Source organism: Paraburkholderia sp. CNPSo 3076, from assembly GCF_026343935.1.
In the GTDB taxonomy this organism is placed as follows: Bacteria; Pseudomonadota; Gammaproteobacteria; order Burkholderiales; family Burkholderiaceae; genus Paraburkholderia; species Paraburkholderia nodosa.
In genome coordinates this window covers 57,270-82,566 of sequence record NZ_JAPMAL010000029.1, presented here as the reverse complement: position 1 = coordinate 82,566, position 25,297 = coordinate 57,270, and the positions used below count along the sequence as shown (strand labels likewise).

The following is a 25,297-nucleotide window of genomic DNA, read 5'->3' as shown; positions in this document are numbered from 1 at the left end:
ACGCAGATGTCCCGCGGCGTGCCGGCCGTTAGTTTCACGCTCCGCCCGTCGGAGTCGGCGGTGCGCTCGGTGCGCCCGGACCCAGGCCCAGCGTCGCGCGCACGCGCGCCACGTCGAGGCGGTAGTGACACAGCTCGATGCCGTCGCAAAGGAGTACCGGCACGAGTTCGTCGTAACGGGCCTGGAGCGCGGGGTCGGAATCAACATCGACGACGTCGAGCCGCGCGCCCGCCGCTGCGACTAGCGGCTCGAGCGCCACGCGCATGTCCTCGCACAGATGACACCACGCGCGCCCGTAGAGCACGAGGTGCGCGCTCGCCCGTTCGAGCGCGCCCGGCGCCGCCGACGCAGACCGCATGGGTGTGCGCATCGGCGTTACTTCTGCCCCGGCGCGCGCGGGCGCAACGGCACGAACTGCGTGTTGTCGCCGCGACGCACGAGCACCGCCACCATCTTCTGCGGGTCGAGATGCGCCGTCACCTCCTGGAACTGCTTCGCACTGGTGATATCCGTGTCGCCCACGCGCAGGATGATGTCGCCCTTCTGGAGGCCGGCGCGCTGTGCCGGGCCATCCACCGAGTCCACCATCGCGCCGCCCTTGATCTTGAGCTGGGCGAGCTGGTCGGCGGGGATATCGACCACCGCGATACCGAGCGCGTTCAACGCGCGCGGCTTGGGCTCGGGCGCCTTTTTCTGGTCGGCCTTCGCACTCTTGTCGGTCTGCATCTCGGCGATCGTGATCGGCAGATCGCGCGTTGCGCCCTTGCGCCAGACCGTCACGGTCGCCTTGGTGCCCGGCTTCGTGTCGCCGACCATGCGCGGCAGGTCGGTCGCGGCGTCGACGCTCACGCCGTTGAACTTCAGGATGATGTCACCCGGTTGGATGCCCGCCTTGTCGGCCGGGCCGCCCGGCTCGACGCTGGAGACGAGCGCGCCTTGCGCCTTGGGCAAACCGAGCGAGTCGGCCACGTCCTTCGTCACCTCGCCGATGGCCACGGCAATGCGGCCGCGCGTGACCTTGCCCGTGGACTTGAGCTGATCCGCCACGCGCATTGCCTCGTCGATCGGAATCGCGAACGAGATGCCCATGAAACCACCGGTGCGGCTATAGATCTGCGAGTTGATGCCGATCACCTCGCCCTGCATGTTGATGAGCGGACCGCCCGAGTTGCCGGGATTCACGGCCACATCGGTCTGGATGAACGGCAAATAGTCGCCCGTGTCGCGCCCCTTCGCACTCACGATGCCCGCCGTCACGGTGTTCTCGAGGCCGAACGGCGAACCGATCGCCACGACCCACTCGCCCACGCGCACCTTGTTCGAGTCGCCCATCGTCACGGCCGGCAGATTCGCGGCCTGGATCTTCACGACGGCAACGTCGGTGCGGTCGTCCACGCCGATCAGCTTGGCCTTGAATTCACGCTTGTCAGTGAGCGTCACGTAGATGCTGTCCGCGTCGTCGACCACGTGCGCGTTGGTCATCACGTAGCCGTCGCTCGAGAGGATGAAACCCGAGCCTACGCCGCTGTTCTGTTCGGTGTCGTTGCCGCTGTCCGGGCCCGAATCCGAACCGCCGCCCTGGCTTCCGCCCTGGCTGCCACCCTGCCCGCCGCCCTGCCCACCCTGCGGCCCTTGCGGGAGCGGGATGCCAAAGAACCGGCGGAAGAATTCCGACATGTCGCCTTGATCCATGCCCGGCGGGAGGCCGCGCTGAGCCGTGGAGATACGCGTGGTGGTGCGGATATTGACGACCGACGGCCCCACTTTGTCCACGAGGTCGGCGAAGTCGGGCAGGTTGGCAGCCGGCGCCGCCGATGCCACGTGCGGCGTGAACGGCAGGCACGCCGCCACGACCGCGGCCGCGAAGAATTTGCGCAGCGGGAGAATCGTCATATCGAAGTCAGCCGAAGGAAGGAGTTACCTGGGAGCCTTGTATTCTATGGCAGACGCGAACTGCTGCAACGTGGTCTGGGGCACTTCGCCAAGCAACGTGATGAAGTAATCGCCGCTGCGCTTCACGAGCACGTGGGTCGCGCCACTGCTGCCCGAGCCTTCCTTGCGACTGTTGTTCTTGACCGGCTCGATAAACACGGAGAGTGTGGACAGTCCGTCGGAAAATACGGCCTGATCGACCGGGATGGGCGGATCGCTCGCGTCGCGCGCCGCCATCGGCCGACGCACTTCGCGAATCTTCTGGAACCCCGGTGCGGCCTGGCCAAACGACCAGCCCTGCGCTTCGATGTCGACCGGCTGGAGCGGCGGGCGCACCACGTTCCAGCCCTCGATATTGCGCATGCCGTTCACGATAGGCGTCTTGTCAACAGGACCGCCGATGCGCACCTGCGTGAACGCGAGCTGCTGGAGCACCTGGCCATTCGACGGGTCGAGCATCTGCGAACGCAGCAGCAGACCGGTTTTCGCGTCCGCCCATAGCTTGTAGGCGAAGCGGAAATTGTCCTTCGGGTCAAGCTGGATAACCTGGCTGTCGAGGCCCGCCACCCGGTCGTTGCCGAGCATCTTCGGCTCGTAGACGCCCAGCACCTGGTCGCCGCTCGTGGAAAGCAGCGCCGGGAAAGCGTCCTTGTTCTGGCGCTTTTCGACGACGAGCAGCTTGCGCTCGGGCACGAAGGTATAGAGATCGTCGTTGTGGCGCAGCATCGTGCGCGGCTTGCCGTCGAGGCTTTCGAGCTTTTCGAACTCGCCGTCCTGCTTCGAGGCGTAGTGCGTGATGCGCGAGGACTGCACGAACTCGCCGCGCTGGTAGACGAAGGTGCCTTCGTAATTTTGCTGCTGGGCGGCCTGCTGGATGCGGTCGAGCAGCTGTGCCGCGCCCTGGCGCGCGGCGGCATCGGCCGCGGACGCGCCTTGCGCGTGGGCACGCGGGGCGACAGACAGTGCGGTGAACATCACGGCTGCGCAGCAAAGGAATGCCGGCAACCGCCCCCAGATTGTCTTTTTATTCAACCGCAATGTCTGCATCAAACTTATTGGCCTTGCGTGGTAAGAGCGGCTGAGCGGACGTACGGCATGGAATCCGACATGACCGGTTGCTGCGCGAACTGCTGGTGCGCCTGCAGATATTCGTCGAGCCGCGCGTCGCGGATGATGTTACCGTCCTGGCCGCCCGCGACAGGCGCTGGCGTGGTGTTCATCGCCACGCGCTGCACGCCGTCGCCCTGCGACTGCACGGCGGCGATTTGCGGCGCGCCGGCCATGCCCACGCCGCGCATTTGCGGCATAACGATCCACGTGAGCGTGGCGGCGGCGGCCGCCACGGCCAGCGACGGCATCACGCGACGGCGCAGTGCCAGAATGCGGCCCACGCGCTCGTTGCGGCCAGCCCGCGCCTGCGGCAGCGCGGCGGGTGCGAGCAGATGCGGCTCCGCTTCGAAGCGCGCCGCGAAACCCGTCATGAAGGCGCGGCTTGCCGCCTGGCTGAGGGCCAGATCGTCAGAACGCAGCACGTCGCCGATCAGGTGGTACTCCGACCAGGCTGCGCGCCCTTCGCCGTCGAGTTCCAGATAATTTCCGTTCAGATGCTCCTGCGCCGACGCTTCACCATCGACGAAGGCGGACAGACGCTCGCCGCGCGAGCTTGATACCGATTGCATCGAGACCGAACCCATGATGCTCCCCATTCCCTAACAGACGTCCCTGTGACACCAACTCATTCTGGTGAATCGCGTCGCCGCCCGGGGCGAAGCTGGTGCTTCTTCTTACCAGCGCTTGCCTTCCGGAGTGTCCAGCAGCGGACGCAATTTTGCCGCAATGGCTTCCCGAGCGCGGAAAATTCTCGATCTGACGGTGCCGATCGGGCACCCCATCATCTCGGCGATTTCCTCGTAGCTTAGGCCTTCTATTTCCCGAAGCGTAATGGCGGTGCGCAGCTCTTCCGGTAAAACCGCCATCGCAGCATTGACCGTCTGTGCGATCTGCTTGCTCATCAACATCGACTCGGGCGTATTGATATCCCTTAGTTGATCGGCGTCCGAGAAAGTTTCCGCTTCTTCAGCATCTGCCTCGGTAGAAGTCGGCGCGCGTCTTCCCTGGGTCGCAAGGTAGTTCTTCGCCGTATTGACAGCAATCCGGTACAACCACGTATAGAAAGCCGATTCGCCACGAAACTGCGGTAGTGCGCGGTAAGCCTTGATAAAGGCGTCCTGGGCCACGTCCTCGACCTCGGCGGGGTCCCGCACGAGGCGCGAGATCAGCCGGATGATCTTGCGGTGGTATTTCGAGACCAGGAGCTCGAACGCGGCCTTGTCGCCTTTTTGCACGCGCTCGACCAGAACCTGATCAATTTCTTTTTCGCTCACCTGAAAAATCCGTTAGCACATGAAGTAGACGTGGGGGCACCATTGTAGCGTCCTCGCCACGGTCTCACGTTACGCGAGTAACAGCGGTTACAAGCTTTACAGCGAAAGGAAGCTCAGCGACCGGCCGCGCTGCGCGCGCGCACGGCGAGTGTGCGGAAGGATTCTGCCGAAATGGCGTCGGCGGCGACGAGAATCGTCGTGCGGCGTGCGCCCTGCTCCACGACGAGCGCGAGCAGCCATGCGCCCCATTGCGACGCGCCGGCAAGGCGCCCGGCCGCGAGGCAGGCGCCGTCGCGCGACCACGCCGCCAGAAAATCAGACCCGATTTCGAGGAAGGCCGGTTGCTTGCGTCGCCACGCCGCAGCCGCGAGGCCGCCGGTCGCGAGGAACGCCAGCGTGACCGGGAAGGCTTGCCAGGCGCCGAACCAGGGTGCGAGCGTCGTGTAGACGGCGGCCGCGGCCATACCCAAACCCGCGGCAACGAGCAGTTGCAGCGCACGCGATGGACGCAGGGAAAGAAGCGGCGCGCCCGCGCGCCGCGAGGGGAAAGCAGGAGGAACGCGGCCCGCCGAAGCATTCGGCGCGGCCGCTTTCTCGTCGTGCGGGATCAAGCGTGACGCTTGAAGACGAGTGTGCCGTTGGTGCCGCCGAACCCGAACGAGTTCTTCAGCGCGACGTCGATCTTCATGTCCCGCGCGGTGTTCGCGCAGTAGTCCAGATCGCATGCCGGATCCTGGTTGAAGATGTTGATCGTCGGCGGCGACACCTGGTTGTGCACGGCCAGCACCGTGAACACCGACTCGAGGCCGCCCGCGCCACCCAGCAGGTGGCCCGTCATCGACTTGGTCGAGTTCACGACGATGTCCTTCGCGTGGTCGCCAAAAGCGCGCTTGATCGCCGTGGTTTCCGCGAGGTCGCCGAGCGGCGTGGACGTGCCGTGCGCGCTCAGCCAGTTCACTTCGCTGGTGTTGACGCCCGCGTTCTTCATCGCGGCGATCATGCAGCGGCGCGCACCGTCGCCGTCTTCCAGCGGCGCGGTCATGTGATACGCATCGCCGCTCATGCCGTAGCCGCCGATTTCCGCATAGATCTTCGCGCCGCGCGCCTTCGCGTGTTCGTACTCTTCGAGCACCATCACGCCCGCGCCTTCGCCGAGCACGAAGCCGTCACGGTCCTTGTCCCACGGACGGCTGGCCGTCGCCGGATCGTCGTTGCGCTGCGAGAGCGCGCGCGCCGCCGCGAAGCCGCCGATGCCGAGCGGCGAGACGGTCGATTCCGCGCCGCCCGCGATCATCACGTCGCAGTCGCCGTATTCGATCAGACGCGACGCTTCGCCGATGCAGTGCAGGCCGGTCGTGCAGGCCGTGACCATCGCCAGATTCGGGCCCTTGAGGCCGTACTTGATCGACAGATGGCCCGAGATCATGTTGATGATCGAGGCCGGCACGAAGAACGGCGAGATGCGGCGCGGGCCACGGTTGAGCAGTTCGGTTTGCGTGACTTCGATCATCGGCAGGCCGCCGATACCCGAGCCGACGTTCACGCCGATCCGCTCCGCGTTCGCTTCGGTGACTTCGAGACCGCTGTCCTGGATCGCCTGCATGCCCGCCGCAATGCCGTAATGGATGAACGTATCCATATGGCGCGCTTCTTTCGCCGGCATGTAGTCTTCGACGTTGAAGCCCTTCACTTCGCCGGCAAAGCGGGTCGAGAAGTTCGTCGCGTCGAACTTCGTGATGTTGGCGATGCCGGACTTCCCGGCGACCAGATTGGCCCAGCCGTCGGCAACATTATTGCCAACAGGCGAAATCAGCCCCAGGCCTGTAACAACAACTCGACGACGGCTCACGGTAACCCCTTATCCATAGATGACAAAAACAAAAGCCACAGAGGCCACAGGAAATGCTCCTGTGAGCCCTGTGGCTAGTTGACCGGCAGATGCCCCGCAGCGAGTGCGGCAGGCGTATGCGGTTTCACGGGCGAGCGTCCTCGCGGGCCGCCAGCGCATGCGCGGCGCGGCCCAGGCGGGAATCTGGCGCTTAGGCCTTGACGTTCGCGCGAGCGTAGTCGATCGCTTGCTGAACCGTCGTGATCTTCTCGGCTTCCTCGTCCGGGATTTCCATGCCGAACTCGTCTTCGAGAGCCATGACCAGTTCGACGGTGTCGAGCGAGTCGGCGCCCAGATCGTTCACGAACGAAGCTTCGTTCTTGATTTCCGCTTCGGCGACGCCCAGTTGCTCGGCGACGATCTTCTTGACGCGCTGTTCGATGTTGTCCATTACCCCTCCAAGGGAAAAAAGTTAGCTCATGAGTGCGAGTGCGCGCATTTTATCAGGTTTGACCTGGCTGAAAAGCGGCGCTCAAGGTTCCGGAAGGCTATCCGCGACGGCGCTTGGGCAATGTTTTGCATCAAGCGCATCAAGGCGCGGATAGTACCTGAATCCGGTTAAGACATATACATGCCGCCGTTCACGTGCAACGTCGTGCCCGTGATGTAGGCTGCCTGCGGCGACGCGAGGAATGCGACCGCATGCGCGATGTCGTCCGGGCTGCCGAGGCGGCCCAGCGGAATCTGCTGCTTGAGCGCGGCTTGCTGCTCCGCCGGCAGGTCCTTCGTCATGTCGGTGTCGATGAAACCGGGCGCGACACAGTTCACGGTGATGCCGCGGCTGCCGATCTCGCGTGCGAGCGCGCGCGTCATGCCCGCGACGCCGGCCTTGGCGGCGGCGTAGTTGGCCTGGCCCGGGTTGCCCGACGAGCCCACCACCGAGGTGATGTTGATGATGCGGCCCGTGCGCGCCTTCATCATCGGGCGCAGCACGGCGCGCGAGAGGCGGAACACCGACTTCAGGTTGGTGTCGATGACCGAGTCCCACTCGTCGTCCTTCATGCGCATCGCCAGGTTGTCCTGCGTGATGCCCGCATTGTTGACGAGGATCGCAAGACCGCCGAATTCCTTGACCGTTGCGTCGATGAGCGCTTCCGCCGCTGCGGCGTCATTGACGTTGAGCACCGCGCCGCGGCCCTTCAGGCCTGCCGCTTCGAAAGCGGCCGAGATGGCCTGCGCGCCGGCTTCGCTCGTTGCCGTACCGATCACCGTCGCGCCCTGGCGCGCCAGTTCCAGCGCGATCGCGCGGCCGATGCCGCGGGTGGCGCCGGTCACGATCGCAGCTTGATTGTCGAGAGTCTTTTCCATCGTTTGAATCCGTTAGCGGTGGTGGCGTAGGCGCTCAGGCCTTCAGAAGCGCGAGCGCTTCGTCGAGCGACTTCGGATCGAGCACCGAGGCCCCGACCAGGTTGCCGTCGATACGCCTGGTGAGGCCCGCAAGCACCTTGCCCGGACCGCATTCGACCACATGCGTCGCGCCGTGCGCCGCGATGGCCTGCACGCATTCGACCCAGCGCACGGCACCTGCGGCCTGGCGCACGAGCGCGTCGCGGATCTTCGCGGGGTCGGTTTCGAATGCCACGTCGACGTTGTTCACCACGGGAATCTGCGGCGCGTTCAGCGTGACGTTCGCGAGATAGTCGCGCAGCTGATCCGAGGCGGGCTTGAGCAGCGACGAGTGGAACGGGGCCGAAACCGGCAGCGGCAGCGCGCGCTTGGCGCCCTTCGCCTTGGCGATTTCGCAGGCCTTCTCGACCGCACCCTTGTGGCCCGCGATCACGACTTGCGCCGGCGCGTTGAAGTTCACCGCTTCGACCACACCGCCGCTCGCGGCGGCGGCTTCCGTGCAGACTGCTCGCACGGTGTCGTCGTCGAGACCGAGCACGGCGGCCATGCCGCCCTCGCCCACCGGCACCGCGCTCTGCATCGCCTGCGCGCGAAAGCGCACGAGCGGCACGGCGTCGCGGAATGCGAGCACGCCGGCGGCGACGAGCGCCGTGTATTCGCCGAGGCTGTGGCCCGCGACGATGGCAGGCAGAGGACCGCCCGCCTGCTGCCACGCGCGATAAACGGCGTAGGCGGCTGTGAGCATGACCGGCTGCGTGTTGGTGGTGAGATTGAGTTCTTCGGCGGGGCCTTCGGCGATCAGCTTGCCGAGGTCCTGGCCCAGCGCGTCGGACGCTTCTTGCAGCGTCTCGCGCACGACGGCGTTATCGGCGAAGGCGTCGAGCATGCCGACGGCCTGCGAGCCTTGTCCGGGAAAAACGAACGCGAAATTCATAACGTCCCCAAATTCGATCAATACGGGTGGGCAATGCGCTCGGATGAACCGCCGCGGACTGCGCACGACGTGCACGTCGTACGCCAGGACCGGCTGCGGGAGCGCGAGAGCCCGCTCAGGATGCTTAGAAGCGGATGACGGAGGCGCCCCAGGTGAACCCGCCGCCGACGCCTTCGATCAGCACGTTATGGCCGCGCTTGATGCGGCCGTCGCGCACCGCGACGTCGAAAGCGAGCGGAATCGAGGCCGCCGAGGTGTTGCCATGCTCGCCGACGGTCACCACCATGCGCTCGGCGGGCAGGCCGAGCTTGCGGCAGGTGCCCTGCATGATGCGGATATTGGCCTGGTGCGGAATCAGCCAGTCGACCTGGTCGGCGGTCAGCTGCGCCTTGTCGAGTGCCTCGATCGCGACCTTTTCGAGCACGTTCACGGCCAGCTTGAACACGGCCTGGCCGTCCATGTGCAGGAACGCGTTGCCCGCGATCACGCCGCCGTGCACGTTGCCCGGCGTGCACAGGATGTGCGCGTAGCTGCCGTCGGCGTGCAGCGCGCTCGAAAGCACGCCCGGTTCGCTCGACGCCTGCATCACGATCGCGCCTGCGCCGTCGCCGAACAGCACGCAGGTGGTGCGATCGCTGAAATCGAGAATACGCGAGAAGGTTTCCGCGCCAACCACGAGCGCCGTGCGATGCTGGCCGCTACGGATCAGGCTGTCGGCCACCGAAACGGCGTACGCGAAGCCCGAGCACACGGCCTGCACGTCGAACGCCGCGCCGTGATTGCGGATGCCGAGCTTGTTCTGCAAGAGGCAGGCCGTGCTCGGAAAGACGAAATCGGGCGTGGAAGTGGCGACGATGATGAGGTCGATCGACTGCGGATCGACGTCGGCGGCCGCGATCGCACGCTGCGACGCCGCAAGCGCGAGATCGCTCGTCGTGACGTCGGGGGCGGCGAAGTGGCGCGCGTGAATGCCCGTGCGGGCCACGATCCACTCGTCGCTTGTCTCGACGCCTTTCGCGGCGAGCCGTTCGGCCAGTTCCTGGTTGGTGACGCGATCAGGCGGAAGGTAGCTGCCCGTGCCGATCACGCGGGAATAGAGAGTCGATTGAGCCATTATGCCTTCGAGGATGATGCGGCGCCGGGCGGTACCTCGCCCGCTGCCTGGCTGGGCGCACTGGAAGCCTGCCCCGCCTGCGCGGCTTGCACGTTCTGGGCGCCGCCGGGCTCGTCCGCCGCCTGTTCGAGCGAACCGGCGTTTTCTTCCATGGCGTGCGCGAGGCGCTCCAGCACGCCATTTTTGACGGCATCATACCCGCGATTGATCGCACACTCAAACGCGTAGGCATCGGCCGAGCCGTGGCTCTTGATGACGAGGCTCTTCAAGCCGAGCAGCGCCGCGCCGTTGTACTGGCGATGGTCGACACGCTTCTTGAAGCGCATGAGCACGGGCAGCGCGGCAATCGCCATGAGTTTGGTGAGCCACGAGCGGCCGAACTCTTCCTTGATCATGTCGTTGAGCATCTGCGCGAGGCCCTCCGACGTCTTGAGCGCGACATTCCCAACGAAACCGTCACAGACGATGACGTCGACGGTGCCCTTGTAAATGTCGTTGCCTTCGACGTTGCCGCGGAAGTTCAGCGTGCTCGCGCGCAGAAGCTCGCCTGCGCGCTTGATGGTGTCGTTGCCCTTGATGACTTCTTCGCCGATATTCAGGAGCCCGATGGTTGGGCGATCCTTGCCCTCGAGCGCCGCGACGAGCGCGTGGCCCATCTCCGCGAACTGCAGCAGGTGCTGCGGTTCGCAGTCGACGTTCGCGCCGAGGTCGAGCATCGTCGTGTAACCGCGCGGGTTCGGCAGCGCGAAGGCGATAGCCGGGCGTTCGATGCCGGGCAACGTCTTGAGCACGTAGCGCGAAACGGCCATCAGCGCGCCGGTGTTGCCGGCCGAGATGCAGGCTTGCGCCTCGCCCTCTTTCACGCGATTGAGCGCGACGCGCATCGACGAGTCTTTTTTCTTGCGCAGGGCGACTTCGACCGGATCGTCCATTTCGACGACCTCGGTGGCGGGCACGACGGTAAGCGCGGGATGGTCCGACGCCTTCAGCTTCTTCAACTGGGCGCGAACCGCCGACTCGACGCCCACGAGCATGAGATGCGCGTCGGGGTGCGAGCGGACGAAATGGACTGCGGCAGGCACCGTCACAGACGGGCCGTGGTCGCCTCCCATGCAATCTATCGTGAGCGTAACAGTCATGGAATGCGACGGATTTCAGGCACAAAAAAGCGGCAGTTGAATGCCGCCTTTTTTGCCGAGCCGAAATATGGTCAAGCGAACGGAATCGTCAGATGCGGCGCCCAGTCTTCGACACTGCGCCGCACGCTGAAACGATTAGTCGTTCTTGGTCTTGACGACTTTCTTGCCGCGGTAGTAGCCGTTCGGGCTGATGTGGTGACGCAGATGCACTTCACCCGTGCTCGGCTCGACGGCCAGCGGCGCGCCCGTGAGGAAATCGTGCGAGCGGTGCATACCGCGCTTCGACGGCGACTTCTTGTTTTGTTGAACTGCCATGATAACTCCTGAAAATTTTCCGAATTCTAACACAGCCCGATCCGGCCGCCGCCACCCTTGGGGGATGGCCGGACTCCGGGCTCAGGCCCACGCGTCTGGTACTGCCTGCCCCGCGCAGCCGCCCAAGGCTTACCTTAGTGCTTGCTGCCAGGACCGTCCTTCTTGAGCGATTCGAGCGCCGCAAACGGGTTGACGCGCTCTTCCGGCTCGATTTCCTGCTCCGGCACGTCGTCCACGGAATCCACGCCCTCCGCGCCGTCGGGACCCGAGGCGAGGCTTTCGTGAATTTCCGGACAGACTTCGTGCTTCGGCACCAGCGGCAGCGCGAGCAACAGCTCCTCTTCGATCAAGTCGACGAGATCGAAATGGCGCGAGCCCACGATCACTTCGACTTCATCGTCGTCGAGCGGAAACTCGTCCGCCTCTTCTTCCGTCTGGACGATACGGAAGGTCGCATCCGCATTGAATGCCTGCTCGTACGGAGCAAGGCACCGCTGGCACGTGAGCCACGCGCCACCGTGAACAGCAAGCCGCAGGTATGGCTGCGGCCCTTCGGCGCCGTTGTCCTGCAATTCCTGCTGGGTAAAGCCCGCAGCCTGCCAGGTGAACGCGGTGTCGCGATCTGGCGCCTCGACCGGGACTTCGTTTAACATGCGCGGCAGTTGCGAGAGGCGCACGACACCTGCCGCCTCGCGCTCGCTGCGCGCGAATTCGAAGATATCGAAGTCGCGCGGATTCAGTTCAGCGCCAGCAGGCTTACCAGAATGTTCGGTCATGTGCGCTCTCCTGCTTCAAGGCTTAGGGCGGGGCAAGCGATGCGCGAAAAGCCGCCAGCGGCTCGCAGCAATCCAGCCTGGACCGGCCCGCACTGGTCTGCATCGACCTGCGTTTGCCTATATTTGCCATCGACACGCTGCTGCCGGCAAGGTCTTTCGAGCCGTGACGCCGCAATATTCAGGCGCCCGCACAAGACGTACGACGAGAGCATACCGATGAAAAGCCCAAAATCATATCGCCTTTATCTTTGTGAGTCAAACACTTAAGCTCGCGTACGCAAGTGTCTGTGCGAGCGCGGTTTTCGGGAGCCTCTGACGACGTTTTACGGGAAATCCGCCCCCGTTTTCGAGGCGAAATCCACCCGGAAATCGCCAAAGCACAGCCGCCTTTTCTCCAGCCACATTCGCAGCCGCCCTCATACTCCGATCGAACATGCAGGATTCTCCCTCGCAGGCCCCGCGCACGGGCCGCCCCGCCCTCATCCTTGCCTCCAGCTCGCGCTACCGGCGCGAGTTGCTCGAACGTCTGCGCATTCCGTTCGAGACAGCCGTGCCCGCCGTCGACGAAACGCCGCACCCCGGCGAAACGCCCGAAGCGACGGCGCTGCGCCTCGCTGCCGCGAAGGCCCGCGCAGTGGCCGCCGCCCTGCCCGCCGGCCGCGCGCGCACGCTCGTGATCGGCTCCGACCAGGTCGCCACCTTCGATGGACGCCAGATCGGCAAGCCCGGCACGCACGAACGGGCGCTCGAGCAGCTGCAGGCCATGCGCGGCCGCGAAGTGTTGTTCCATAGCGCCCTGAGCGTGCTCGACACCGCCACTGGCCAAACGGATACCGTCGATGTCGTCACGAAGGTGCGCTTTCGCGACCTGCCCGACACCGCGCTCGACGCCTATCTGCGCGCCGAAACGCCATACGACTGCGCAGGCAGCGCGAAATCGGAGGGACTTGGCATCGCGTTGCTCGAAGCGATCGAGTCGGACGACCCCACCGCCCTGATCGGCCTGCCGCTCATCGCGCTCACGCGCATGCTGCTTGCCGCGGGCTATCCGTTGCTGGAGACGCAAGCATGAGCCTTGGCACTCTCTATCTGATCCCCAACACGCTGGGCGAAGGCGACGATGCCGCGCTCAACGCCGTCCTGCCCGCGCCCGTGCGCGAACGCGCGGGCGCGCTCGCCAGCTATATCGGCGAAAATGCGAAGACCACGCGCGCCTTCCTCAAGCGCGTGGGCACGACGCGTCCGATCCAGGAAATCGAGATCCGCGAACTCAATGTCAACACGCCCGCCGGTGAGGTCGAGAAGCTGCTCGCACCGCTGCTTGCGGGCATCGACACGGGGCTCGTCTCCGAGGCGGGCGTGCCCGCCGTCGCCGATCCGGGCGCGCTGCTCGTGCGGCGCGCGCACGAGCGCGGCATCAAGGTCGTGCCGCTCGTGGGCCCGAGCTCGATCCTGCTCGCGTTGATGGCGTCGGGCCTGAACGGCCAGAGCTTCGCGTTTCACGGCTACCTCCCCGTCGATGCGAACGAGCGCGTGAAAAAGCTGCGCGATCTGGAGCAGATCTCACGCAAGAGCAAGCAGACGCAGATTTTCATCGAGACGCCCTATCGCAACCGCACACTGCTCGACGCGCTGCTCGCGACCTGCGCCCCGTCCACGCTCGTGTGCGTCGCCGCCGATCTCACGCTGCCCACCGAGACGATCGTGAGCCGCGCCGTATCCGACTGGAAGAAGAAGCCCGCGCCCGAATTGCACAAGCGGCCGGCGATTTTCCTGCTGCTCGCGCACTGAACGCATCGGCGCGCAAAAACGAATCGGCCGCTGCGCAACCATCGCGCAGCGGCCGATTTTTCTCGAGGACGACCGGAAGCGAAAGCGCCGCCGCTCAGTGCACCGATACCTTGCCGCCCATCAGCAGCGAATGCACAGCCGCCGAGCCGATGTTCGCGCCCACGCGCTTCGCCACACGATCGGTGAGGCTCTGCTTGACCGTGTAATCGACGACGTCCGGCGCCTTGATGACCTCGCGCGCCACGTAATCGGTGTCACCGTAGCCGTCCGCGAGACCGAGCTCCACGCTCTTCTGCCCGGTCCAGAACAGGCCCGTGAAGATATCCGGCGAGTCCTTCAGGCGCTTGCCGCGGCCGGCCTTCACGGCGTCGATGAACTGCTGGTGGATCTGGTCGAGCATCTCCTGGGCGTGCGCGTCCATCTTCGGCGTATCGGGCGAGAAGGGATCGAAGAAACCCTTGTTTTCGCCGGAGGTGCGCAGGCGCCGCTGGACGCCGAGCTTGTCCATGAGACCGGTGAAGCCGAATCCGTCCATCAGCACGCCGATCGAACCCACGATGCTCGCCTTGTTGACGTAGATCTTGTCGGCGGCGGCCGCGACGTAATACCCGCCCGAAGCGCACATGTCGCCCACCACCACGTACAGCGGGATGGCCGGGTACTTGGTGCGCAGACGGTGGATCTCGTCGTTGATGATGCCGGCCTGCACCGGGCTGCCGCCGGGGCTGTCGATATGCAGGACCACGCCCGCGGTGCCGTCGTCGTCGAAGGCGCTGTCCAGCGCGCTGATGATGTCGTCGGCGTTCGCCGGGGTGTCGGAGCCGATTTCGCCGTCGAGCGAAATGAGCGCCGTGTGGCGCCCCTCACTCTCCACGCGCGCACCCGAAAGATCGAGGATCGCCCACGCGATCACTACGAACACGGCGAGAAACGCGAAGCGAAAGAAGATGCGCCAGCGCCGCGCCGCGCGCTGCTCGGTGATCGCCGCGAGGGCGATGCGTTCGAGCGCCTCGCGCTCCCAGCCTGGCGCGGGCGCGCCGCGGTCTGACGAAGCCGCGCGAGGCGCTTCGTTCGAATCAGGGGTCGGATTGTCGGACATGCGAGCGGGTTACGTTCGAAAGGGTCGAAAGGGTCGAAAGTCAGGAATCAGGTTGGGGTCGGACGCAAAGCGTCGTCCGGCAGCCAGAATACCGCACGCCCTTCGGGCGTGTCGCGTTCCTCGACTTGCACGGGGCGCAAACGCCCGCCGCGGCATGGGCCGCCCACGCACTTGCCCGTGTCGGGCTGGTAGATCGCGCCGTGCGTGGCGCACATCAGATAGAGCCCCGACGACTCGAAGAACTGGCCCTCGACCCAGTCGAGCTCCATCGGCACGTGCGCGCAGCGGTTCAGATAGCCGTACACCGCCCCGCCGTAGCGCACGAAGAACACCACGGCATCGCCGCCCGCGTAGGTCGCGTTCATGCGCCGCCCCTCGCCACCCTCGGCGAGCTCTTCGGCCGCGCAGATGCGCACCGGCGCGAGCGTTGCTGCCTCGGGCGCCGCGCTCATGCGTTCTCCCGCAGCCAGCCCGCGAGCGCGGCCACGTCCGGCGCGACGAAGCGCGGCTCGAGCTTTTCGAGCGCGCCGGACGCATGCGCGCCGTACGCCACGCCGATGCCCGCCGCGCCCGCGTTGATCGCCATCTGCAGATCGTGCGTCGTGTCGCCGATCATCACCGTGCGGCCCAGATCCTGTCCCAGTTCGCGCGTGAGCTCCTGAAGCATGGCCGGATGCGGTTTCGAGAAGGTTTCGTCGGCGCAACGGGTGCCGTCGAAGAGGCTCGTGAGCCGCGAATCCGCCAGCGCGCGGTTCAGCCCCACGCGGCTCTTGCCCGTCGCCACGGCGAGCAGGTAGCCGGTGTCGCGCAGTTCCGTGAGCATCTCGCGCACGCCTGCGAACAGCTCGGTCTGCTGGTCCTTCAGCAAATAATGGATGCGGTAGCGCTCGACGAGCCGCGGGTAGTCGGCCGGATCGAGCGTCGGCGCGGCTATCTGCAGCGCCTCGCGCAAGCCCAGGCCGATCACATAGCTCGCCGCCTCGTCGCCGGGCACGGGCAGGCCGAGGTCGCGGCACGCCGCCTGGATGCTGCGCGTGATATGGGCGGTCGAGTCCATCAGGGTGCCGTCCCAGTCGAACACAATCAGGTCAAATAACTCTCGAGCCATGCAGGACTTCTCCAAACGCTGTCAGATTCGGTGTCATTCGGGACGGGCCGCGTCAGGTCGCGCCGCGTCAGGTCGAGTTGCCGCCGTGGCATCTGCGCCAGCGCCACCCTCGCGTTGCGCACGCAGCGCGTCGACGAAGCTGCGGCAATCGGCCGGCAACGGTGCCTCGAACTGCAACGGGGCGCCCGTAATCGGGTGAGCGAGCTTCAACCGGTGCGCGTGCAGAAACATGCGCTTGATGCCCGGCCGCGCGCCAGTGCGCGCGAGTTCCTTGTTGAGCGCGAAGTCGCCGTACTTGGCGTCGCCGACGATCGGCAGGCCGAGGTGAGCGAGGTGCACGCGGATCTGGTGCGTGCGGCCCGTCTTCAGCTCGGCTTCGAGAAGCACGTAGCCCGGCCAGCGATCGACGAGATTGAACACCGTGTGCGACGGCATGCCGTCCGCCTGCACGCGCACGCGACGCTCGCCTTCCGCGGTCAGATACTTATGAAGCGGCTCCTTCACGGCGCGCCGACGGCCCCAATCGCTCGCCCATTCGCCATGGACGCAGGCGAAATAGCGCTTGTCGGTCTGGTTATCGCGCATCTGCGCATGCAGGCCCACGAGCGCGGCGCGCTTTTTGGCGAGCATCAGCACGCCCGACGTTTCGCGGTCGAGCCGGTGGACCAGCTCGAGAAACTTGCCCTGCGGGCGCGCCTCGCGCAACTGCTCGATCACGCCGAACGCCACGCCGCTGCCGCCGTGCACGGCCACGCCGGCGGGCTTGTCGATGACGAGCAGCGCGTCGTCCTCGTAGATGACGGGAAACTGGGCCGCCGGCACGGGCGCGGCGCCGGCCGGCGCGCTCGACTGCGACGTGCGGATGGGCGGCACGCGCACGATGTCGCCTTCTGCGAGCCGATACTGCGCATCGATTCGCCCCTTATTTACACGCACTTCCCCGCTGCGCAAAATGCGATAGATGTGGCTTTTCGGCACGCCCTTACAGACGCGCAGGAGAAAATTGTCGATGCGCTGACCGGCCGCGCCCTCGTCGATTTCGACGAACGAAACCTGGTCGCTTGCGACCTGATTCTGGGATGTTTTGCCTAACCCTTTCATTCTGAATATAATTTGCCCAGCGCCGACGCAACGGTAGGCCAAAACGGCCAAATGTTCTGCGAACCACCCAATGGACACCCCAAGGGGGTTATCCTGGACTTGGACCACGCGGCGAGCGCAGGCTGCAAGCGATAAACGGTTATTTTACTTGCGCCCGGGGCTGGTTGCTCACCCCGTTTGATGAGAAGCAACGAGTTGCACGCACGGATCACCACTCCGGCAGGGACGGCGCCCACAGGCACGTTCGGTCAGGAGCGGCTCCGACGGTAACGGAACATTGGTATAAAGAATTTATCCGGCGCGTCCCGCCGCGCGGTCGAAGTGACCGCCGCAGGAGGCGCTGGTGGCGAAAATACGGCGAGCGCCCGAAGCGTCCCGGCAATGTGCGGGACACGGCGACGTCAAAAGTGGCGAGACACCCCGAGGGGGAAGACGGGCGTTCCTGAAAAGCTTCCCGTGCGCGGCCCTGATTGAATTTTGAGGCCGCGAACCTGATCCAGTCGCAAGCGCGCGCGGTTCGCCGCTGCGGCAAGCGTCTGTCACGGCCAGTGCGATGGGCTCAACCATCGGCACGTTCATGGCCACGGCAGGCAGGTGGATTGGAAGCACATGAAAACGTTGCCGTCGCGAACCCGCGGCATGTCTCTTCGCTTCTTGAAAACGTATTTCGCATGTGCCCACGCGGCCCCGTCCACGGCAACGCAACGCCGGACCGGCGCCCAGAAAAGGCAATTCTCCCCGCCATCGTTCCCGCTCCAGCGTGCTTGTGACAACACAATAAGGCGCGGCTCGCCGCTGCCCGCACCGTGCTGCCTGGCGTCGCCGCCGCGCACCGTGCGGCTTGCGCGCGAACGCACTGGAGTCGTTCAATGAAACGAATGCTGTTCAACGCGACACAGCAGGAAGAACTGCGTGTCGCCATCGTCGATGGACAAAAGCTCATCGACATCGACATCGAAACCGCCGGGCGCGAACAGCGCAAAGGCAACATCTACAAGGGGATCGTTACCCGTATCGAGCCTTCGCTCGAAGCGTGCTTCGTCAACTACGGCGAAGACCGCCACGGCTTCCTGCCGTTCAAGGAAGTCGCCCGCCAGTACTTCCGCGAAGGCATCGACATGCGCGGCGCGCGCATTCAGGACGCCCTCAAGGAAGGCCAGGAGTTGATCGTCCAGGTCGAGAAGGAAGAGCGCGGCAACAAGGGCGCCGCCCTCACCACGTTCATCTCGCTCGCCGGCCGCTACCTCGTCCTCATGCCGAACAACCCGCGCGGCGGCGGCGTCTCGCGCCGCATCGAGGGCGACGACCGTCAGGAACTGCGCGAAACCATGGCGCAGCTGCAACTGCCGGACGGCATGAGCATCATCGCGCGCACGGCCGGCATCGGCCGCTCCGCCGAAGAGCTTCAGTGGGACCTGAACTACCTGCTGCAATTGTGGCGCGCCATCGAAGCCGCGTCGCAGGCCGGCCAGTCCGGTCAGCCCATGCTGATCTACCTGGAATCGAGCCTCGTCATTCGCGCGATCCGCGACTACTTCCAGCCCGACATCGGCGAAATCCTTATCGACACCACCGAGATCTATGACCAGGCGCGCGCCTTCATGGATATCGTGATGCCGGACAATGTCAATAAGGTGAAGCGGTATCACGACGACGTGCCGCTTTTTTCGCGTTTCCAGATCGAGCACCAGATCGAAACGGCGTATTCGCGCACGGTACCGCTGCCCTCGGGCGGCGCGATCGTGATCGACCACACCGAAGCCCTGGTCGCCATCGACGTGAACTCGGCGCGCGCCACCAAGGGCGCCGACATCGAGGAAACCGCCGCGCGCACCAACCTCGAAGCCGCCGACGAAGTGGCGCGCCAGCTGCGTCTGCGCGACCTGGGCGGTCTGATCGTGATCGACTTCATCGACATGGAGTCGGCCAAGAGCCAGCGCGAAGTCGAGCAGCGCCTGAAAGACGCGCTGCGCCACGACCGCGCACGCGTGCAGATGGGCAAGATCTCGCGCTTCGGCCTCATGGAGCTGTCGCGCCAGCGCCTGCGCCCCGCCCTCTCGGAAGGCAGCCACGTGACCTGCCCGCGCTGTAACGGCACGGGTCATATCCGCGATACGGAATCGTCGGCGCTTCAGGTCCTGCGCATCATCCAGGAAGAGGCGATGAAGGAGCACACCGCGGCAATTCATTGCCAGGTGCCGGTCGAAGTGACCGCCTTCCTGCTCAACGAAAAGCGTTCGGAAATCAACAAGATCGAGTCGCGCTTCAAGGTCGGCGTCGTGCTGATCCCGAACAAGCACCTCGAAACGCCGCACTACAAGCTCGAGCGCCTGCGTCACGACGATGCGCGCCTCGACGACCCGCGCGCCTCGTGGAAGATGGCCGAGGAAGCGGCTCGCGAGCTCGAGTCGGAAACCGGCTACAGCAAGCGCACCGCCGAAGCCAAGCCCAAGCAGGAAGCCGCGGTGAAGGGCATCACGCCGGAGCGTCCGGCGCCGAGCGCGCCGGTCAAGCCGGCCGAAACCGCGCCGGTCGCGGCGCAAGTGGCCGTCACGCCCGCGGGCGGCGGCTTCTTTGGCTGGGTCAAGCGCCTCTTTGGCGGCGCGCCGGCTGCGGCGCCCGCGCCGGCACCGGTCGCTCAACCCGAAAAGACCGCCCGTCCGACCCGCGAAGCGCGTACCGAGCGCGGTGAAAAGACCGGCAGCGGCGACCGCAATCGCAATCGTCGTTCCGGCGGCCGCGACGCGGCAGGCCGCGGCGAAAGCGCAGCCGGCGCACGTACCGGTCAGCCGGCTGGCCGCCGTGAGGAACGCGAGCCGCGCGAGCCACGTGAACCGCGCGAAGCGCGCGAAGGCCGTGGTGCCCGCGAGCCGCGTGAACAACGCGAACCGCGCGAGCAACGTGAACCGCGTGAAACCCGCGAAGCACGCGCCGAGCGCGAACAGCGCATCGAACGCGTCGAGCGCGGTCAGGAACGTAGCGATGTCACGGCGGAAGCCGGCGCCGCACGCGGCGAGCGCCGCGAGCGTGGTGAACGTGGTGAACGTGGTGAACGTGGTGAACGTGGTGAACGCAATGAACCGCGTCGCCGTCAGCAAGCCGAGGCCGCCGAAGCTCAGGAAGCGCGTCTCGACGCCGCGTCGGCAGGCGCCGAAGGTGTCGAAGCGCCGCACACGGAGGAGCTGCCCGAAGGCATGAGCGCCGGTGCCGACGAAGAAGGCGCACAGCGTGAAGGCGAAGAACGCCGCCGCCGCCGCCGCGGCCGCCGTGGTGGTCGCCGCGAGCGCGAGACGGATGCAGCAGGCCTGACGCCGGGTGCAGACGCACCGGAAGGCGAAGAGCAAGCCGCACCCGCTCAACCGGCGATCGAGCAACCTGCCGTTGCCGCGCAAGTGCATGAAGCATCATCGGCCGTAGAAGCGCACACCGAGGCTCCTGTCGTGACCGCACAGCCGGCCGCAATCGTCGCCACCGAAGCCGGGCACGTGCCGGCCGCCGCCGAGACGACTACGCCGGTCGAAACTGTCGCGCCCGCTGCAGAGCAAGCTCCGGCACCGACCGAGCAAGCTCCGGTACCCGCCGAAGCCGCGCCGGTGAGCGTTGAAACCGCACCGGTAAGCGTTGAAACCGCGCACGTGGTCGAGCCGAAGGCCGAGGAACCTGTGGCGCCCGTCGCACCTGTAGCCCCTGAGGCGCCTGCCGCAGCGGACGAACCGGTCGCGCCGGCAGCCCCGGTTGAGCCGGTTCAGGCCGAAACGCAGCCTGTCGTGCGGGAAGACCGCGTCGAAGCACCGCGGACCGAAGAGCCTGTCGCAGCAGCGCCCCTCGCTCAACCGGAGCCGGCACAAGAAGCGGTAGCAGCCGCTCCGGCGGTCGTCGCGATCACCGAGCCGGCCGCACCGCATCCGGCCCCGGTGGCATCCGCGGCACCCACGGCTGCGGCCGCTGCAGACACGCTGCGCCCGATGCTGGAATCGGCGGGGCTCGTCTGGGTCAATACCGACGCCGACAAGCTGCGCGCCGCGCAGCAAGCCGCCGCCCAGCTGGTGAAGCCGGCACGCGCGCCGCGCGAGCGCAAACCGCTGCCGCCGGTCGACAGCGCGCCGATGCAGCAGGTCGAAACCACGCGCCAGCCGTAAGCGCTGCAAGCGCAACTGGCCGCGCGCCGGGCCTCGAGTCCGGCGCGCCCCGAAAAGCCCGCCCTTCCCGGCGGGCTTTTTTTTGATATATCAGCGTTCTCCCTTGTCTGTCGGCAGCTGCTGGTTCGGCTAAAATTGAGCCAACGCGAGAACGAAGAGACCATGACACGACGCATCATCCCTGTTGCCGACGTTCGAACGCTGCCGCCCGAACTGCCCAGGCCGGCCGCGGGAGCCGTGCGCGCGCCGTCCGGCGCGGTCTTCGACGCGCTCGCCAGACCCCTGCGCGACCTTCGCATCTCGGTCACGGATCGCTGCAATTTCCGCTGCGTGTACTGCATGCCGCGCGCCGTGTTCGACAAGGACTACCCGTTTTTGCCCCATTCCGCGCTGCTTTCGCTCGAAGAAATCGAACGGCTCGCGCGGCTTTTCGTCGCGCATGGCGTCACCAAGATCCGCCTCACGGGGGGTGAGCCGCTGCTGCGCAAGAACATCGAATTCCTGATCGAGCGCCTCGCCGCGCTGCGCACGCCCGCAGGCCAGCCGCTCGACATCACGCTCACCACCAATGGCTCGCTGCTTGCCCGCAAGGCGCGAGCCCTGCGCGACGCGGGCCTCACACGCGTGACGGTGAGCCTCGACGCCCTCGACGACGCCCTCTTTCGCCGCATGAATGACGCCGACTTCGCGGTGGCCGACGTGCTCGACGGCATTGCGGCGGCACAAGCCGTGGGGCTCGCGCCGATCAAGGTCAACATGGTCGTCAAGCGCGGCACGAACGACGGCGAGATCGTGCCGCTTGCGCGGCATTTCCGCGGCACGGGGGTGACGCTGCGCTTCATCGAATACATGGACGTCGGTACCTCGAACGGCTGGAACATGGCCGAAGTGCTGCCGTCGGCTGAGGTCGTCGCGCGCATTTCCGAGCACTGGCCGCTCGTGTCGCTCGAGCCCCACAATGCCGCCGAAACGGCGCAACGCTGGGGCTACGCGGACGGCGCCGGCGAGATCGGCGCGATCTCCAGCGTGACGCGCGCGTTCTGTGGCGACTGCACGCGCGCGCGCCTTTCGACCGAAGGCAAGCTGTACCTGTGCCTCTTCGCCTCGATGGGTTACGACCTGCGCGCGCTGTTGCGCAACGGCGCCACCGACTCGGCGATCTCCGGCGCCATCGCGCAGGTGTGGGAAGGCCGCGCCGACCGCTATTCGCAGCTGCGAGGCAGCGCGCAGGCGCCGGCGGCCTCCGACGAGCGCCGCATCGAAATGTCCTATATCGGCGGCTGAGCAGCCCATGACGCCGATGAGCGCCAACGCCATTTCCTCCGCATCGATCACGGGCCTCGTGCTCGCGGGCGGCCGCGGCCAGCGCATGGGCGGCGCGGACAAGGGCTTGCAGATGTTGCACGGCAAACCGCTCGCGGCGCACGTGCTCGCACGCCTCGCGTCGCAGGTCGGCGCCCTCTCGATCAGCGCGAACCGCAACGGCGATGCTTATGCGGCACTCGGCGCACCATGGCGAGCTAGCGTGCTCGCCGATACGCTGCCCGACTTCCCCGGCCCGCTTGCGGGGCTCCTCGCCGGATTGCGCGCGGCGCAAACCGAATGGCTCCTCACTGCGCCCTGCGACTCGCCCTGGCTGCCAGCCGATCTCGCCGAGCGCCTGGGCCATGCCGCGCTCTCGGAGCGCGCCGACATCGTGACGGCGACCACGACGAATGCCGAAGGCGAGGTCTCGCTGCACCCTGTATTCGCGCTCGTGCGCACCTCGCTGGCCGACGACCTCGCCGCCTACCTCGCCGCCGGCGAGCGCAAGGTGCGTGCGTGGTACGCGCGCCACACGGCCGCCGAAGTCGCCTTTGCCGATGAACGTGCGTTTTACAATATCAATTCCTTACAGGAACTGGCCGAACTCGAACGCGCCTGAATTGCAATCGGGCGGCGCGCGGCCAGCCGCCGTCCCCGGCACACGGCCGGCACGCCCGCCTGGACGATCGCCGCACACGCCGTGCGGATGCGACGCTTCCTCACTCGATGACCACGCTTAACCATCCCTCCGGCAACGCCGGGTGCATCAGCCAGTACGATCCGCAAGCTTTGCCCGTCAGCGCCGCGCAGGCCATCGTGCTGCAGTGGGCGACGCCTCTTGCGGCGAGCGAACACGTGCCGCTGCGTGAGGCGCTTGCGCGTGTGCTGGCCGAAGACGTGATTTCGCCCATCGATGTCCCCGCGCACAACAACGCCGCAATGGACGGCTACGCGTTCGACGGCGCGGCGCTGGCCGATGCCTCCGGCACCCTCTCGCTCGCCGTGTGCGGCAAGGCCTTCGCCGGTCACGCCTACCCGGGCGAAGTTGCCGCCGCTGCGTGCGTGCGCATCATGACCGGCGCGCCGATGCCCACGGGCTGCGACACCGTCGTGCCGCAAGAGCATGTGTCGGCGCAGGGCGAAGTCATCGCTTTCGAAGCGAACGCCGTCAAGCGCGGCGCGAACGCCCGCCGCAAGGGCGAGGATCTCGCGCGCGGCGGCGTGGCGCTCGCGGCCGGCCGCGTGCTGCGCGCGTCCGACATTGGCTTGCTGGCCTCGCTCGGCCTCGTCGAGGCGCACGTGAAGCAGCGCCTGCGCGTAGCCTACTTCTCGACCGGCGACGAACTGCGCTCGCCGGGCGAGCCGCTCGAGCCGGGCTGCATCTATGACAGCAACCGCTACGCGCTCGGCGCGATGCTGCAGCGCCTGAACGTCGAAGCGATCGACCTCGGCGTCGTGCGGGACGACCCCGCGGCGCTCGCCGCCACACTGAAACTCGCTGCTGAAACCGCCGATGTCGTGCTAACCTCCGGCGGCGTCTCGGTCGGCGAAGCCGATTTCACGCGCACGCAGCTGCAAACGCTCGGCGACGTCTCGTTCTGGGGCCTCGCCATGCGCCCCGGCCGCCCGCTCGCGTTCGGCCGCATCTGGTCGGGCGGACGCCCCGGCGCGGGCCGCGCGGCGCTCCTGTTCGGGCTGCCCGGCAACCCGGTCGCGACGATGGTCTCGTTCTACCAGATCGTGCGCCCCGCGCTCATGGCGATGGCGGGCGCGCAAGCGCAGCCCGTACCGCTCGTGCCGGCACTGAGCGATCAGCCGATCAAAAAGCGCGCGGGCCGCACCGAATTCCAGCGCGGCCTCGCGCGCCGCGACGCCAGCGGCCAGTGGCGCGTCGCGCCGACCGGCTCGCAAAGCTCGGGCGCACTCAGCACGATGAGCGAGGCGAACTGCTTCATCGTGCTCGCCCATGAGGCCGGCGATCTCGATGCCGGCGACGCCGTCGACATCATGCTGTTCGATGGACTCGTCTAGCGCGGCGGCGCCTCAGAGGCCATCAAATCTAACCACACGTCCACACCTGCATAACGGACCGACTACTATGAAAAAACAGATCTCGTTCATCGCTGCGGGCCAGACCGCCAAGGCGCTCATCCTCGTGTACCTGACCTTCAGCGTGCCGATCGTGCTGCTTGGCGTGCTCGTGGCGTTCGTGCGCTATGGCGCGGTCGAACTTTCGACCATCTTCAGCGCGCTGCTGCTCAACGCGATCGTCGGCTTCATCCTGCTGTGGATCGCCTGCCACGCCTACAACTGGGTGGCCTCGCGCTTCGGCGGCATCGAGATCCATCTCTCCGACGTGCCCGAGGAAGCCTGATGGCCGCGACGATCCGCGCCGCCACGGCCGCCGACGTCGGCGCGATGCACGCGCTGATGTACGAGCTCGCGGAGTTCGAAAAGCTCACGCATCTTTTCACGGGCACGGCCGATGGCCTCGCCGACGCCCTGTTCGGCACGCGCCCCGCCGCCGAAGCGCTGGTGGCGGAAGACGCCGGCCGCATCGTCGGCTACGCGCTCTTCTTCCACAACTACTCGACGTTCCTGAGCCGCCGCGGCCTGTATCTCGAAGACCTCTACGTGCAGCCGTCGCAGCGCGGCACCGGCCTCGGCACGACGATGCTGCGCGCGCTCGCGGCGATCGCCGTCGAACGCGGCTGCGCCCGCTTCGAGTGGACCGTGCTCGACTGGAACACGCCGGCCATCGGCTTCTATGAAAAGCTCGGCGCGACCGTTCTGCCCGACTGGCGCGTCGTGCGCATGACCGGCGATGCGCTCGAAAAGCTCGCCGCGCCCGGTGAAACGATGATCGGGTAAGCCAACGCACCCCACATGCCCGAATACAAACGGGCCGCCTGGATCAGGCGGCCC

At 66.4% G+C, this 25,297-nt stretch carries 26 protein-coding genes; 8 read left to right on the top strand and 18 right to left on the bottom strand.

The features are described 5' to 3' along the window. Positions 1-34: 34 nt before the first annotated feature. From M3A49_RS30195 to M3A49_RS30130, 14 genes are all read right to left on the bottom strand, one after another. A complete protein-coding gene (locus tag M3A49_RS30195) occupies positions 35-370 on the bottom strand; it encodes a glutaredoxin family protein (RefSeq protein WP_416339040.1) in 336 nt (111 codons plus the stop codon). 5 nt (positions 371-375) lie between these two features. After that, the gene (locus M3A49_RS30190) at positions 376-1,893 is read right to left on the bottom strand and encodes a DegQ family serine endoprotease (RefSeq protein WP_266232252.1); all 1,518 of its coding nucleotides are present in this window, start codon (positions 1,891-1,893) and stop codon (positions 376-378) included. A 24-nt stretch (positions 1,894-1,917) separates the two neighbouring features. Next, positions 1,918-2,979: a MucB/RseB C-terminal domain-containing protein gene (locus M3A49_RS30185; RefSeq protein WP_028206680.1), complete on the bottom strand. Its 1,062-nt coding sequence runs from the start codon at positions 2,977-2,979 to the stop codon at positions 1,918-1,920. 5 nt (positions 2,980-2,984) lie between these two features. Continuing rightward, on the bottom strand, positions 2,985-3,626 hold the full coding sequence (locus M3A49_RS30180) for a sigma-E factor negative regulatory protein (protein WP_266232251.1): 642 nt from the start codon (positions 3,624-3,626) through the stop codon (positions 2,985-2,987). Between the two features lie 90 nt (positions 3,627-3,716). Next, entirely contained in the window at positions 3,717-4,316 is a 600-nt protein-coding gene (gene rpoE / locus M3A49_RS30175) for an RNA polymerase sigma factor RpoE (RefSeq protein ID WP_027795258.1), read from the bottom strand. A gap of 113 nt (positions 4,317-4,429) precedes the next feature. Continuing rightward, positions 4,430-4,927: a protein YgfX gene (locus M3A49_RS30170; RefSeq protein ID WP_266232250.1), complete on the bottom strand. Its 498-nt coding sequence runs from the start codon at positions 4,925-4,927 to the stop codon at positions 4,430-4,432. Continuing rightward, positions 4,924-6,165: a beta-ketoacyl-ACP synthase II gene (gene fabF, locus M3A49_RS30165; protein WP_254354937.1), complete on the bottom strand. Its 1,242-nt coding sequence runs from the start codon at positions 6,163-6,165 to the stop codon at positions 4,924-4,926. Before fabF ends, M3A49_RS30170 begins: the two co-directional genes overlap by 4 nt. A 190-nt stretch (positions 6,166-6,355) precedes the next feature. After that, positions 6,356-6,595: an acyl carrier protein gene (gene acpP, locus M3A49_RS30160; protein WP_004197638.1), complete on the bottom strand. Its 240-nt coding sequence runs from the start codon at positions 6,593-6,595 to the stop codon at positions 6,356-6,358. Positions 6,596-6,762: 167 nt separating this feature from the next. Further along, a complete protein-coding gene (gene fabG, locus M3A49_RS30155; protein ID WP_266232249.1) occupies positions 6,763-7,512 on the bottom strand; it encodes a 3-oxoacyl-ACP reductase FabG in 750 nt (249 codons plus the stop codon). A 34-nt stretch (positions 7,513-7,546) separates the two neighbouring features. Beyond that, positions 7,547-8,485: an ACP S-malonyltransferase gene (fabD, locus tag M3A49_RS30150; protein WP_254354939.1), complete on the bottom strand. Its 939-nt coding sequence runs from the start codon at positions 8,483-8,485 to the stop codon at positions 7,547-7,549. A gap of 124 nt (positions 8,486-8,609) precedes the next feature. After that, positions 8,610-9,599, bottom strand: a complete 990-nt coding sequence (locus M3A49_RS30145; protein ID WP_028206686.1) for a beta-ketoacyl-ACP synthase III — start codon at positions 9,597-9,599, stop codon at positions 8,610-8,612. Beyond that, on the bottom strand, positions 9,599-10,738 hold the full coding sequence (gene plsX, locus M3A49_RS30140; RefSeq protein ID WP_254354941.1) for a phosphate acyltransferase PlsX: 1,140 nt from the start codon (positions 10,736-10,738) through the stop codon (positions 9,599-9,601). Before plsX ends, M3A49_RS30145 begins: the two co-directional genes overlap by 1 nt. Before the next feature lie 135 nt (positions 10,739-10,873). Beyond that, positions 10,874-11,053, bottom strand: coding sequence for a 50S ribosomal protein L32 (rpmF, locus tag M3A49_RS30135; RefSeq protein WP_018441573.1), 180 nt, complete (start codon positions 11,051-11,053; stop codon positions 10,874-10,876). A 134-nt stretch (positions 11,054-11,187) separates the two neighbouring features. Further along, a complete protein-coding gene (locus M3A49_RS30130; protein WP_266232248.1) occupies positions 11,188-11,829 on the bottom strand; it encodes a DUF177 domain-containing protein in 642 nt (213 codons plus the stop codon). Between the two features lie 433 nt (positions 11,830-12,262). Here M3A49_RS30130 and M3A49_RS30125 point away from each other — a divergent pair, with 433 nt between their 5' ends. Beyond that, positions 12,263-12,901, top strand: a complete 639-nt coding sequence (locus M3A49_RS30125; protein WP_266232247.1) for a Maf-like protein — start codon at positions 12,263-12,265, stop codon at positions 12,899-12,901. Next, entirely contained in the window at positions 12,898-13,620 is a 723-nt protein-coding gene (locus tag M3A49_RS30120) for an SAM-dependent methyltransferase (RefSeq protein ID WP_254354943.1), read from the top strand. Before M3A49_RS30125 ends, M3A49_RS30120 begins: the two co-directional genes overlap by 4 nt. Positions 13,621-13,714: 94 nt before the next feature. Here M3A49_RS30120 and M3A49_RS30115 read toward each other — a convergent pair whose 3' ends face one another. From M3A49_RS30115 to M3A49_RS30100, 4 genes are read right to left on the bottom strand one after another with little or no spacing between them, the layout of a single operon-like run. Further along, complete coding sequence (locus tag M3A49_RS30115; protein ID WP_266232246.1) at positions 13,715-14,719, bottom strand: S49 family peptidase; 1,005 nt, start codon at positions 14,717-14,719, stop codon at positions 13,715-13,717. A gap of 47 nt (positions 14,720-14,766) precedes the next feature. Continuing rightward, positions 14,767-15,171: a Rieske (2Fe-2S) protein gene (locus M3A49_RS30110; protein WP_266232245.1), complete on the bottom strand. Its 405-nt coding sequence runs from the start codon at positions 15,169-15,171 to the stop codon at positions 14,767-14,769. Then, positions 15,168-15,827: an HAD-IA family hydrolase gene (locus M3A49_RS30105; RefSeq protein WP_028206693.1), complete on the bottom strand. Its 660-nt coding sequence runs from the start codon at positions 15,825-15,827 to the stop codon at positions 15,168-15,170. The genes M3A49_RS30110 and M3A49_RS30105 overlap by 4 nt, the downstream gene beginning before the upstream one ends. Before the next feature lie 33 nt (positions 15,828-15,860). Next, positions 15,861-16,928 carry an RluA family pseudouridine synthase gene (locus M3A49_RS30100; RefSeq protein WP_266232244.1) on the bottom strand — a complete coding sequence of 356 codons (1,068 nt, stop codon included), beginning with the start codon at positions 16,926-16,928 and terminating at the stop codon, positions 15,861-15,863. 869 nt (positions 16,929-17,797) lie between these two features. Here M3A49_RS30100 and M3A49_RS30095 point away from each other — a divergent pair. The 6 genes from M3A49_RS30095 to M3A49_RS30070 all read left to right on the top strand — a co-directional run bounded on the left by M3A49_RS30095 (position 17,798) and on the right by M3A49_RS30070 (position 25,243). Beyond that, on the top strand, positions 17,798-21,067 hold the full coding sequence (locus M3A49_RS30095) for an Rne/Rng family ribonuclease (protein WP_266232243.1): 3,270 nt from the start codon (positions 17,798-17,800) through the stop codon (positions 21,065-21,067). 162 nt (positions 21,068-21,229) lie between these two features. Continuing rightward, positions 21,230-22,351: a GTP 3',8-cyclase MoaA gene (gene moaA / locus M3A49_RS30090; RefSeq protein ID WP_266232242.1), complete on the top strand. Its 1,122-nt coding sequence runs from the start codon at positions 21,230-21,232 to the stop codon at positions 22,349-22,351. A 7-nt stretch (positions 22,352-22,358) separates the two neighbouring features. Next, positions 22,359-22,991 (top strand): molybdenum cofactor guanylyltransferase MobA, encoded by a 633-nt coding sequence (mobA, locus tag M3A49_RS30085; RefSeq protein ID WP_416339037.1) that lies wholly within the window; start codon positions 22,359-22,361, stop codon positions 22,989-22,991. Positions 22,992-23,098: 107 nt separating this feature from the next. Beyond that, positions 23,099-24,403, top strand: a complete 1,305-nt coding sequence (gene glp / locus M3A49_RS30080) for a gephyrin-like molybdotransferase Glp (RefSeq protein ID WP_266232241.1) — start codon at positions 23,099-23,101, stop codon at positions 24,401-24,403. A 67-nt stretch (positions 24,404-24,470) separates the two neighbouring features. Next, positions 24,471-24,746 (top strand): hypothetical protein, encoded by a 276-nt coding sequence (locus M3A49_RS30075; RefSeq protein ID WP_028206699.1) that lies wholly within the window; start codon positions 24,471-24,473, stop codon positions 24,744-24,746. Continuing rightward, the gene (locus M3A49_RS30070) at positions 24,746-25,243 is read left to right on the top strand and encodes a GNAT family N-acetyltransferase (protein WP_266232240.1); all 498 of its coding nucleotides are present in this window, start codon (positions 24,746-24,748) and stop codon (positions 25,241-25,243) included. Before M3A49_RS30075 ends, M3A49_RS30070 begins: the two co-directional genes overlap by 1 nt. The last annotated feature ends 54 nt before the right edge of the window (positions 25,244-25,297 follow it).

Bases quoted from the DNA above. Each gene is read 5' to 3' on its own strand.
- M3A49_RS30185 (WP_028206680.1), bottom strand. From the start codon at position 2,979: ATGCAGACATTGCGGTTGAATAAAAAGACAATCTGGGGGCGGTTGCCG.
- M3A49_RS30075 (WP_028206699.1), top strand. From the start codon at position 24,471: ATGAAAAAACAGATCTCGTTCATCGCTGCGGGCCAGACCGCCAAGGCG.
- fabG (WP_266232249.1), bottom strand. From the start codon at position 7,512: ATGGAAAAGACTCTCGACAATCAAGCTGCGATCGTGACCGGCGCCACC.
- M3A49_RS30120 (WP_254354943.1), top strand. From the start codon at position 12,898: ATGAGCCTTGGCACTCTCTATCTGATCCCCAACACGCTGGGCGAAGGC.
- M3A49_RS30130 (WP_266232248.1), bottom strand. From the start codon at position 11,829: ATGACCGAACATTCTGGTAAGCCTGCTGGCGCTGAACTGAATCCGCGC.
- M3A49_RS30145 (WP_028206686.1), bottom strand. From the start codon at position 9,599: ATGGCTCAATCGACTCTCTATTCCCGCGTGATCGGCACGGGCAGCTAC.
- M3A49_RS30195 (WP_416339040.1), bottom strand. From the start codon at position 370: ATGCGCACACCCATGCGGTCTGCGTCGGCGGCGCCGGGCGCGCTCGAA.
- M3A49_RS30190 (WP_266232252.1), bottom strand. From the start codon at position 1,893: ATGACGATTCTCCCGCTGCGCAAATTCTTCGCGGCCGCGGTCGTGGCG.
- M3A49_RS30180 (WP_266232251.1), bottom strand. From the start codon at position 3,626: ATGGGTTCGGTCTCGATGCAATCGGTATCAAGCTCGCGCGGCGAGCGT.
- glp (WP_266232241.1), top strand. From the start codon at position 23,099: ATGACCACGCTTAACCATCCCTCCGGCAACGCCGGGTGCATCAGCCAG.
- M3A49_RS30095 (WP_266232243.1), top strand. From the start codon at position 17,798: ATGAAACGAATGCTGTTCAACGCGACACAGCAGGAAGAACTGCGTGTC.
- M3A49_RS30110 (WP_266232245.1), bottom strand. From the start codon at position 15,171: ATGAGCGCGGCGCCCGAGGCAGCAACGCTCGCGCCGGTGCGCATCTGC.
- M3A49_RS30105 (WP_028206693.1), bottom strand. From the start codon at position 15,827: ATGGCTCGAGAGTTATTTGACCTGATTGTGTTCGACTGGGACGGCACC.
- rpmF (WP_018441573.1), bottom strand. From the start codon at position 11,053: ATGGCAGTTCAACAAAACAAGAAGTCGCCGTCGAAGCGCGGTATGCAC.
- M3A49_RS30125 (WP_266232247.1), top strand. From the start codon at position 12,263: ATGCAGGATTCTCCCTCGCAGGCCCCGCGCACGGGCCGCCCCGCCCTC.
- moaA (WP_266232242.1), top strand. From the start codon at position 21,230: ATGACACGACGCATCATCCCTGTTGCCGACGTTCGAACGCTGCCGCCC.
- M3A49_RS30100 (WP_266232244.1), bottom strand. From the start codon at position 16,928: ATGAAAGGGTTAGGCAAAACATCCCAGAATCAGGTCGCAAGCGACCAG.
- M3A49_RS30115 (WP_266232246.1), bottom strand. From the start codon at position 14,719: ATGTCCGACAATCCGACCCCTGATTCGAACGAAGCGCCTCGCGCGGCT.
- fabD (WP_254354939.1), bottom strand. From the start codon at position 8,485: ATGAATTTCGCGTTCGTTTTTCCCGGACAAGGCTCGCAGGCCGTCGGC.
- acpP (WP_004197638.1), bottom strand. From the start codon at position 6,595: ATGGACAACATCGAACAGCGCGTCAAGAAGATCGTCGCCGAGCAACTG.
- mobA (WP_416339037.1), top strand. From the start codon at position 22,359: ATGACGCCGATGAGCGCCAACGCCATTTCCTCCGCATCGATCACGGGC.
- plsX (WP_254354941.1), bottom strand. From the start codon at position 10,738: ATGACTGTTACGCTCACGATAGATTGCATGGGAGGCGACCACGGCCCG.
- M3A49_RS30070 (WP_266232240.1), top strand. From the start codon at position 24,746: ATGGCCGCGACGATCCGCGCCGCCACGGCCGCCGACGTCGGCGCGATG.